This window comes from uncultured Marinobacter sp., from assembly GCF_963974375.1.
In the GTDB taxonomy this organism is placed as follows: domain Bacteria; phylum Pseudomonadota; class Gammaproteobacteria; order Pseudomonadales; family Oleiphilaceae; genus Marinobacter.
In genome coordinates, this window is the sequence record NZ_CAXBDN010000173.1 from 1 (window position 1) to 9321 (window position 9321).

At 59.7% G+C, this 9321-nt stretch carries 8 protein-coding genes; 2 read left to right on the forward strand and 6 right to left on the reverse strand.

Annotated features, from left to right (window positions below; translation table 11 throughout):
* From ribD to glyA, 3 genes are all read right to left on the reverse strand, one after another.
* Positions 1–929: bifunctional diaminohydroxyphosphoribosylaminopyrimidine deaminase/5-amino-6-(5-phosphoribosylamino)uracil reductase RibD (gene ribD, locus AAC035_RS14215; RefSeq protein ID WP_339805252.1), on the reverse strand; the 929-nt coding region annotated here is incomplete at its 3' end.
* Positions 926–1465 carry a transcriptional regulator NrdR gene (gene nrdR / locus AAC035_RS14220; protein ID WP_339805254.1) on the reverse strand — a complete coding sequence of 180 codons (540 nt, stop codon included), beginning with the start codon at positions 1463–1465 and terminating at the stop codon, positions 926–928. The genes ribD and nrdR, both read right to left, overlap by 4 nt.
* A gap of 69 nt (positions 1466–1534) precedes the next feature.
* The gene (gene glyA, locus AAC035_RS14225; RefSeq protein ID WP_339805256.1) at positions 1535–2791 is read right to left on the reverse strand and encodes a serine hydroxymethyltransferase; all 1257 of its coding nucleotides are present in this window, start codon (positions 2789–2791) and stop codon (positions 1535–1537) included.
* 352 nt (positions 2792–3143) lie between these two features.
* Here glyA and ettA point away from each other — a divergent pair, with 352 nt between their 5' ends.
* Entirely contained in the window at positions 3144–4805 is a 1662-nt protein-coding gene (gene ettA / locus AAC035_RS14230) for an energy-dependent translational throttle protein EttA (protein ID WP_339805258.1), read from the forward strand.
* Complete coding sequence (gene radA / locus AAC035_RS14235; protein ID WP_339805260.1) at positions 4805–6184, forward strand: DNA repair protein RadA; 1380 nt, start codon at positions 4805–4807, stop codon at positions 6182–6184. Before ettA ends, radA begins: the two co-directional genes overlap by 1 nt.
* A gap of 16 nt (positions 6185–6200) precedes the next feature.
* Here the strand turns inward: radA and AAC035_RS14240 are convergent, their stop codons facing one another.
* From AAC035_RS14240 to AAC035_RS14250, 3 genes are all read right to left on the reverse strand, one after another.
* Complete coding sequence (locus tag AAC035_RS14240; RefSeq protein WP_339805263.1) at positions 6201–6569, reverse strand: PilZ domain-containing protein; 369 nt, start codon at positions 6567–6569, stop codon at positions 6201–6203.
* A 90-nt stretch (positions 6570–6659) separates the two neighbouring features.
* On the reverse strand, positions 6660–7694 hold the full coding sequence (hemE, locus tag AAC035_RS14245) for a uroporphyrinogen decarboxylase (RefSeq protein ID WP_339805265.1): 1035 nt from the start codon (positions 7692–7694) through the stop codon (positions 6660–6662).
* Positions 7695–7809: 115 nt separating this feature from the next.
* The gene (locus AAC035_RS14250; RefSeq protein WP_339805267.1) at positions 7810–9228 is read right to left on the reverse strand and encodes an FAD-dependent oxidoreductase; all 1419 of its coding nucleotides are present in this window, start codon (positions 9226–9228) and stop codon (positions 7810–7812) included.
* Positions 9229–9321: the final 93 nt, after the last annotated feature.

Below are 9321 nucleotides of genomic sequence, written 5' to 3' on the forward strand. Positions count from 1 at the left end.
TCAGCTGCTGGACCGGCTTCAATCAGTAACTCATTTACGCCCAGCTCACCAAGCCGGTCCAGCAGCTGATGGAGATTCACACCATCGTCCTGCCAGCCAATGCCGGTCAGGGTGACACCCAGCGCCGACAGATCCTGGGCCGGCGCAGTGGCCAGCGCTCCGGAAGAGCAGAACACACAGACATTACCCCCCCGCAGAATCTTGGCGGCAGCCGGCGTGCGGGCATCCCGGTCGGCAATCACTCGCAAGGGCTGCCGCGAGGGTTCTGTTGCCTGCCCCAGGTCGCCCAGCTCATTGCGACGCACGGTCAGCGAGGGGTCGTCCACCAGCACCGTGTTGACCCCGGTGAGGATCGCATCGCTCATCGCCCGCAACCGCTGCACATCGCTGCGGGATTCCGGCCCGGTGATCCACTGACTTTCCCCTGAGGCCATCGCCGTGCGACCGTCCAGACTGCAGGCAATCTTGATCCGAACCCAGGGCCGGCCGGTGTTCATACGCTTCAGAAAACCAGGGTTGAGTTTTGCCGCTTCCTCCTGCAAAACGCCCTCGACCACCTGTATGCCGGCATCCCGCAGTTGCTGCAAGCCCCTGCCGGAGACGCTGGGGTTGGGGTCTTTACTGGCCGCAACCACACGGGCTACACCGGCATCAATCAGTGCCCGGGAGCACGGCGGCGTCCGGCCGAAATGACTGCAGGGCTCAAGGGTGACGTAGGCCGTGGCACCCCGGGCATCCGGTCCGGCCATACTGAGGGCCCGCACCTCGGCGTGGGCCTCGCCGGCCCGCTCGTGCCAGCCTTCCCCCAGCACGTGATCATCACGGGCAATCACACAACCGACCCTGGGGTTGGGGTGCGTGGAATAAAGCCCGCGACGGGCAAGTTGTATTGCCCGGGCCATCATGGCTACGTCCTGCGATGTTGTCATGCAGAGCCCTTGGTTGAATCTTTACGGGTCAGCGCCCTGGCGACATCGGCGGCATCGGAGCTATCGGTACCGTCACCGTCGCCGATGCTCACCGACAGCCGCTCGATCTCTTCCTTGAACTCGTTGATGTCCTGAAAGCTGCGGTATACCGACGCAAACCGCACGTACGCAACCTTGTCGAGCTGACGCAGCTCGGTCATGACTTCCTCACCGAGCTGCATGGATTTCACTTCCCGCTCGCCGGTCGCCCGCAAACGGTACTTGATGCGGTTCAGCGCCGCCTCGATTTCTTCAATGCTGACCGGGCGCTTCTCCAGAGCCTTCATGATACCCGACCGGAGCTTGTCCTCATCAAAGGGCTGGCGGGTTCCGTCCTGCTTGACCACCCGCGGCATCACCAGTTCGGCCGTTTCAAAGGTGGTGAACCGCTCCCGGCAGGACAGGCATTCCCGGCGCCGACGCACCTGATCACCCTCCGCCACCAGACGGGAGTCGATCACCTTGGTGTCAGCTTCTCCACAGAACGGACAATGCATAACCTGAAACTCCGGCAAGACACCGGGTGACGGCAGGCCACCCGGCAGACCACTGATTCAGCGGTCGGTTCAGCCAGCGTACACCGGGAAACGTGCGCACAGGGCTTCTACCTGTGACCGGATCCGGCTGTTCACCGCGTCATCGTTGATGTTGTCGAGTATATCGCAGATCCAGCCCGCAAGATCCCGGCATTCCGCCTCGCCAAAGCCCCGGGTGGTCACCGCTGGCGTGCCGATACGCAGACCTGACGTCACGAACGGCGAGCGCGGGTCATTGGGAACGGCATTCTTGTTGACCGTGATGTGGGCACGACCAAGCGCAGCATCGGCATCTTTACCGGTAATGTCCTGCTTGATCAGGCTGAGCAGGAACAGGTGGTTTTTGGTACCACCGGAAACCACATCGTAACCACGGTCGATGAAAACCTCAGCCATGGCTGCGGCATTCTTCACCACCTGGCGCTGATATTCCTTGAATTCTTCGCTCATGGCCTCCTTGAAACATATGGCCTTGGCGGCAATCACATGCATCAGCGGGCCACCCTGGCCACCGGGGAAAACGGCTGAGTTGAGCTTCTTGTGCAGACTTTCATCGTCGCACGCCAGGATCAGACCACCGCGGGGACCACGCAGGGTCTTGTGGGTGGTCGTGGCGACAACATGGGCGTGGGGAATCGGATCCGGGTAGACCCCGGCAGCCACCAGCCCGGCCACATGGGCCATATCCACGAAAAGGTAAGAATCTACCTTGTCGGCAATAGCGCGGAAACGGGCGAAATCCAGTTCCTGGGAGTAGGCCGAGAAGCCTGCAATAATCATTTTCGGTTTGTGTTCCAGCGCCAGAGCTTCGATTTCATCGTAATCGATCAGCCCGGTTTCCGGGTTCAGACCGTACTGAACCGCATGATAAATCTTGCCGGAAAAGTTTACGCTGGCGCCGTGGGTCAGGTGACCACCGTGGGCCAGACTCATGCCAAGCACTGTGTCGCCGGGATTCAGCAGGGCCATGAACACCGCCGAGTTGGCCTGGGAACCGGAGTGTGGCTGCACGTTGGCGTAGGCCGCTCCGAACAGCTGTTTGGCCCGGTCGATGGCCAGATCTTCAGCGATATCCACAAACTCGCAGCCACCATAGTAGCGCTTGCCGGGATAGCCTTCCGCGTACTTGTTGGTCAGCACACTGCCCTGGGCTTCCATGACCCGTGGGCTGGTGTAGTTTTCAGACGCGATCAGCTCAATGTGCGCCTCCTGGCGCCGGGATTCCGCCTGCATGGCGCTCCAGAGTTCGTCGTCAAAGCCGGCAATTTTCATTTCACGGTTAAACATGGCTGCGCTGCCCCTGTGTGCTGTGTATGCGGCTGGACACTCCGTCCACCCGGCAAACCGTCGATAAATACGGGTCGGAAATCGAAGGTGCCCGGACAAGAAATCGGCGCCAACGCTTCCGCGAAAAAATGGGTCGCTATTCTAGCCCATAAAGGGGTAAAAAATCATCCTTCGGCAATTGCGTAGAAACCGTCACCGAAGGCGACACCTCTTCGGCCAGACCGCCTTGCGGGTCTGGGGCCGATTGCCTTGGCGTAGTGGTTTCGTTACCTTATGGCGTTACTTTAACGGAGTTGGCTCTGAGGCTCCGTATTTCATTTGCTCCGAACGAAACCAGAGGTCGCAGCCGGTTATGGCACAGTACGTATACAGTATGAACCGCGTGGGCAAGGTTGTTCCGCCGAAACGCGAAATCCTCAAGGACATTTCCCTGAGCTTTTTCCCGGGTGCCAAGATCGGCGTGCTCGGCCTCAATGGTTCCGGTAAGTCGACCCTGCTTCGCATTATGGCCGGCGTTGACCAGGATTACATCGGTGAAGCCCGGCCCCAGCCCGGCATCAAGGTGGGGTATCTGCCCCAGGAACCGGAGCTGGACGAAAGTAAAACGGTGAAAGACATCGTCGATGAGTCCGTTGCCGAAGTCCATGACGCCCTTGCAGAACTTGACCAGGTCTACGCCGCCTACGCCGAGCCGGATGCAGATTTTGACGCCCTGGCCAAGAAACAGGGCGAACTCGAGGCATTGATCCAGGCCACAGACGGTCACGACATTGAACGCAAGATGGAAGTGGCCGCCGACGCCCTGCGCCTGCCCGCCTGGGATGCCCCGGTGAAAAACCTGTCCGGTGGTGAACGCCGGCGCGTGGCCCTTTGCCGCCTGCTGTTGTCTGGTCCCGACATGCTGCTGCTGGATGAGCCCACCAACCACCTGGACGCCGAATCCGTGGCCTGGCTGGAGCGGTTCCTTCATGACTACCCCGGCACCGTGGTAGCCATCACCCACGACCGTTACTTCCTCGACAATGTCGCTGGCTGGATTCTTGAGCTGGACCGGGGCCATGGCATCCCGTTTGAAGGCAATTACAGCCAGTGGCTGGAAGGCAAGGAGAAACGCCTGGAGCTGGAGGCAAAGCAGGAAGATGCCCGCCAGAAAACCATCAAACAGGAACTGGAGTGGGTTCGCAGCAATGCCAAGGGACGACAGTCCAAGAGCAAGGCCCGCCTGGCCCGCTTTGAGGAATTGAGCTCCCAGGACTTCCAGAAACGTAACGAGACCAACGAACTCTACATACCACCGGGCCCCCGCCTTGGCGACAAGGTGATCGAAGTCGAGAACGTCAGCAAGTCCTTTGACGGCAAGCTGCTGTACGAGAACCTGAACCTGACCGTGCCGCCGGGCGCCATTGTCGGCATCATCGGTGGTAACGGTGCCGGTAAATCGACCTTGTTCCGGATGATTGCCGGCGAGGACACCCCGGATACCGGCACCATCACCATCGGCGATACCGTCAAACTGGCCTATGTGGACCAGATGCGGGATCTGGAAGGTAACAAGACCGTCTGGGAGGAGCTCAGCGACGGCCTCGATACCATCAAGATCGGCAACTACGAAACCCCTTCACGGGCCTATGTGGGGCGCTTCAACTTCAAGGGCGCCGATCAGCAGAAACGGGTCGGTGATCTGTCCGGTGGTGAGCGCAACCGCCTGCACCTGGCCAAACTTCTGAAGGAGGGCGGCAACGTTCTGCTGCTGGACGAACCCACCAACGATCTGGACGTAGAAACCCTGCGGGCACTGGAAGAGGCGCTGCTGAACTTCCCCGGCTCGGTGATGGTCATCTCTCACGACCGCTGGTTCCTGGACCGGGTCGCCACCCACATCCTGGCCTTTGAAGGCGACAGTGAAGTGGTGTTCTTTGACGGCAACTTCACCGAGTACGACGAAGACCACAAGAAGCGCAAGGGCGACTCTGCGCTGGTGCCACAGCGCATGAAATACAAGAAGCTGGCCTGATGGCAAAGGCGAAAACTGCCTACGTCTGCACCGACTGCGGTGCAGACTACTCCAAGTGGCAGGGCCAGTGCACCGCCTGCCAGGCCTGGAACACCATCAGCGAGGTTCGTGGCGTCAGCGGCGCCAACGCCCGGGGTGCTCGCGGCGCCCGCTTTGACGGCTTCGCAGGCAGCCTGTCGGCGGTGCAAAGCCTCGACGATGTCAGCCTTGCCGAACAGACCCGCCTCAGCACCGGCATGCTGGAGTTCGACCGGGTTCTGGGCGGAGGCCTGGTTGAGGGCTCCGCCGTGCTGATGGGGGGCCACCCCGGGGCAGGCAAAAGCACCCTGCTGCTGCAGGCGGTGTGCAACCTCGCCTCGCAGCATTCCGCTCTCTACGTCACTGGCGAGGAATCGCTTCAGCAAGTGGCCATGAGGGCCAAGCGCCTGGGACTGCCGACCGGTGATCTGAAAATGCTCTCGGAAACCAGCGTTGAGCGGGTAATGCAGATCGCAGAAGCCGAGCAACCACGAATCCTGGTGGTGGACAGTATTCAGGTGATGCATGTGGCGGATATCGAGTCCGCGCCGGGCAGCGTATCGCAGGTGCGGGAGAGCGCGGCCTTTCTGACCCGTTTTGCCAAACAGACCGGCACCATTCTGTTCCTGATTGGCCATGTCACCAAGGACGGCAGCCTGGCCGGCCCCAAGGTGCTGGAGCACATGATTGACTGCTCCATTCTTCTTGAAGGCTCCAACGACAGCCGTTACCGCACCCTGCGCGGCATCAAGAACCGTTTCGGGGCGGTGAACGAGCTGGGGGTGTTTGCGATGCTCGAGCAGGGACTGAAAGAGGTCAAAAATCCCAGCGCGATCTTCCTGAACCGGGGTGAGGAAGCCGCTCCCGGCAGTGTGGTAATGGTAGTCTGGGAAGGCACCCGGCCCATGCTGGTGGAGATTCAGGCACTGGTGGATATGGCTCAGGGCGGCTATCCGCGCCGGGTGGCGGTGGGCCTGGACCAGAACCGGCTGGCCATGCTGCTGGCAGTGCTGCACCGCCACGGCGGACTGCATATTGCCGATCAGGATGTGTTTGTAAACGTGGTCGGAGGTGTGCGGGTAAGCGAAACCAGCGCGGATCTGGCGCTGCTGGCCGCGGTGGTATCGTCATTCCGGGACCGGGCCCTGCCCCAGGACCTGGTGATTTTCGGTGAGGTGGGTCTGTCTGGCGAAATCCGCCCGGTACCCAGTGGTCAGGAAAGGATTTACGAGGCCTCAAAGCACGGGTTTACACGGGCTCTGGTGCCCAAAGCCAATGCGCCCCGCAAGGCGATCGAAGGCATGAAGATCATTCCGGTCACCAAGCTGAGTGAAGCCCTGTCTGCCCTTGAGGATCTCTGAGCCCCGCCCTGATTGATTACTCGATCAGGTGGGCCAGCTCCCGCTCCAACAAGTCTGCATCACCGAGGTTCAGCTCAACCAGTCGTTTGAGATGAGACGCGCTCTCAAGATCAATGTATTCGATCTTGAAGCCGAGCCGATCCTTTTCCAGATGACGAAGGGTGACCGCCATCACGATGGCACTTTCGTGGTCGTTCAGATGGATGGTCAACTCGCAAGGCTCACCTTCAGAAGCCGCCCAGCCATCCGGCCGTCGGACCAGGGCACCTTTCAGAGAGATATCCAGTAACTCCGCGACCTGAACGTCGTCCTGCCAGTAGATTTCACAGGGCGCATCAAACAGGATGCGCTGAAAACGACGTTTTTCAGGTTTGTTATTTTCCACGACCCGACTCCCGATGCTGTGGCGACTGCTTCCGAGACTATAGACCCGAGAACGGATCGGTTCCAGAAGAGTTACTGATACGCCTCCCGCTCAGCGGTGGTACTCGCCACTGAGTTCAACCACTGCCTCGATAAACGCGCCGGCGTGGGCCGGGTCGACATCCGGCGTAATGCCATGGCCCAGATTGAAAATATGCCCTGAACCGTTACCAAAGCGGGACAGTATATCCGCCACTTCCTGACGGATTCGCGCCGGCGGCGCGTACAGCATGGCGGGATCCATATTGCCCTGAAGCGCCACCTGGTCCCCTACCCGGGCACGGGCTGTGCCAATATCGGTAGTCCAGTCCAGACCGAGCGCGTCCGCGCCCACGTCCACCATGGACTCCAGCCACTGTCCGCCGTTCTTGGTAAAGATGATCAGTGGCACCCGGCGACCTTCGTGCTCACGGATCAGGCCATCCGCAATCTTTTTCATGTAGGCCAGGGAAAATTCCCGATAAGCCCAGGTGATGAGCACGCCGCCCCAGGTATCAAAAATCTGAACGGCCTGGGCTCCGGCGCGAATCTGACCATTCAGGTAGTCGATCACCGAATTTGCAAGATGATCCAGCAGGCGGTGCATGACCTCGGGTTGTCCGTACATCAGCTTCTTGGCTTCCCGGAAATCCTTGGAGGAGCCGCCCTCAATCATGTAAGTGGCCAGTGTCCATGGACTGCCGGAAAATCCGATCAGCGGAACCGAACCGTTGAGTTCCCGCCGAATGGTCGAGACGGCATTCATTACATAGTCCAGGTCCACCTCGGCCTTCAAGGTCGGTAATGCAGCCACATCGGCTTCGGAACGAATAACATTCCTGAACTTGGGGCCCTCGCCGGTTTCAAAGTACAGCCCAAGCCCGAGAGCGTCCGGAATGGTAAGAATATCCGAGAACAGAATAGCCGCGTCCAGCGGGTAACGCCGCAACGGTTGCATGGTCACTTCGCAGGCCAGCGGCGTGTTCTTGCACAGACTGAGGAAGTCTCCCGCTTCCGCACGAGTGGCACGGTATTCCGGCAGATACCGGCCGGCAACGGGCTGGCGCATCAGCGCCCGCAGGAAACGGTCATTCTTCAGCTCGGTCATAGCAATTCCCAGTGTGGGTGTTTCGGACGGCAATGATACCGTTTTTGCCTCGATAAAAAAGGGTGACTCAGCCGTGGTGAGTCACCCTTTTGACGGCGGTCATACCCGCCGCGGATTACACGTCCAGATAATCAAGAATACCCTCGGCGGCCTGGCGCCCCTCCCAGATGGCTGTAACGACCAGGTCGGAGCCGCGCACCATGTCGCCACCGGCGAAGATTTTCGGATTGGTGGTCTGGAAGGCAAACTCCGACGCTTCCGGCGCGGTTACCCTGCCGGAATCATCCGTCGCCACGTCCATCTCTCCGAACCAGTCGGCCGGGCTTGGACGGAAACCGAAGGCCACCAGTACGGCATCCGCCGGAATAACTTCCTCACTGCCTGGCACCACCTCTGGACGACGACGACCGTTTTCATCCGGATCCCCAAGCCGGGTCTGCACCACCTTCACGCCCTCTACCCGATCCTCGCCGATAATGGCGATAGGCTGACGATTGAACAGGAACTTCACGCCCTCTTCCTTGGCGTTGGCCACCTCGCGACGGGAACCCGGCATGTTGGCCTCGTCACGGCGATAGGCACAGGCCACGCTCGTGGCCTGCTGGCGAATGGAGGTGCGGTTGCAGTCCATGGCCGTGTCACCACCGCCAAGAACCACCACGCGCTTGCCTTTCATATCAATAAACTCGTCTTCTGACTTTTCAAAGCCCAGACGACGATTGACGTTGGAAACCAGAAACGGCAGCGCATCGTGAACGCCCGGCAGGTCTTCCCCGGGAAAACCACCTTTCATGTAGGTGTAGGTACCCATGCCCATAAAGACCGCATCGAACTCGTCGATGATGTCCTGTAGCTGAACGTCTTTGCCGACTTCGGTGGACAACCGGAATTCCACGCCCATTTCCTCAAAAACCGTGCGGCGCCGGGTCATCACAGATTTTTCCAGCTTGAACTCCGGAATGCCGAAGGTCAGAAGCCCGCCAATTTCCGGGTAGCGGTCAAACACCACCGGACGGACACCGTTACGGACCAGAATATCGGCACAGCCAAGACCCGCAGGGCCAGCCCCGATGACGGCAACTTTCTTGTCGGTCCAGCGAACGTCGGACAGATCCGGTTTCCAGCCCAGAGCAAAAGCTGTGTCGGTGATGTACTTCTCCACAGAGCCAATGGTCACAGCGCCATAACCGTCGTTCAGAGTACAGGCGCCCTCACATAGGCGGTCCTGGGGGCAAACACGGCCACAGACCTCCGGCAGGGAGTTGGTCTGATGACACAACTCGACTGCCTTCATGATGTTGCCTTCCGACACCAGCTTCAGCCAGTTCGGAATATAGTTATGAACCGGGCACTTCCATTCGCAATAAGGGTTACCGCACTCAAGACAGCGATGGGCCTGGCTACCGGCCTGCGCGGGCTCATAGGGATGGTAAATTTCGCCAAAGTTCTTGCGACGCTTGCTGGCCGGAAATTTTTTAGGATCAACGCGGCCTACTTCAACAAACTGAAAGTCGTTATGCAGTCGTTCTTTCATGGTGACGCTCTCATCATCTCAATTTCGTTCGGCCCCTGATCGCCAGGCGATCAGGGGCCGCAGACTTTGTGTTTCCTGTCGCTTACTCCGGGC

Excerpts from the sequence above, each read along its gene's own strand:
- hemE (WP_339805265.1), bottom strand. The coding sequence starts at position 7,694 with ATGACCGAGCTGAAGAATGACCGTTTCCTGCGGGCGCTGATGCGCCAG.
- glyA (WP_339805256.1), bottom strand. The coding sequence starts at position 2,791 with ATGTTTAACCGTGAAATGAAAATTGCCGGCTTTGACGACGAACTCTGG.
- ettA (WP_339805258.1), top strand. The coding sequence starts at position 3,144 with ATGGCACAGTACGTATACAGTATGAACCGCGTGGGCAAGGTTGTTCCG.
- nrdR (WP_339805254.1), bottom strand. The coding sequence starts at position 1,465 with ATGCATTGTCCGTTCTGTGGAGAAGCTGACACCAAGGTGATCGACTCC.
- radA (WP_339805260.1), top strand. The coding sequence starts at position 4,805 with ATGGCAAAGGCGAAAACTGCCTACGTCTGCACCGACTGCGGTGCAGAC.
- AAC035_RS14250 (WP_339805267.1), bottom strand. The coding sequence starts at position 9,228 with ATGAAAGAACGACTGCATAACGACTTTCAGTTTGTTGAAGTAGGCCGC.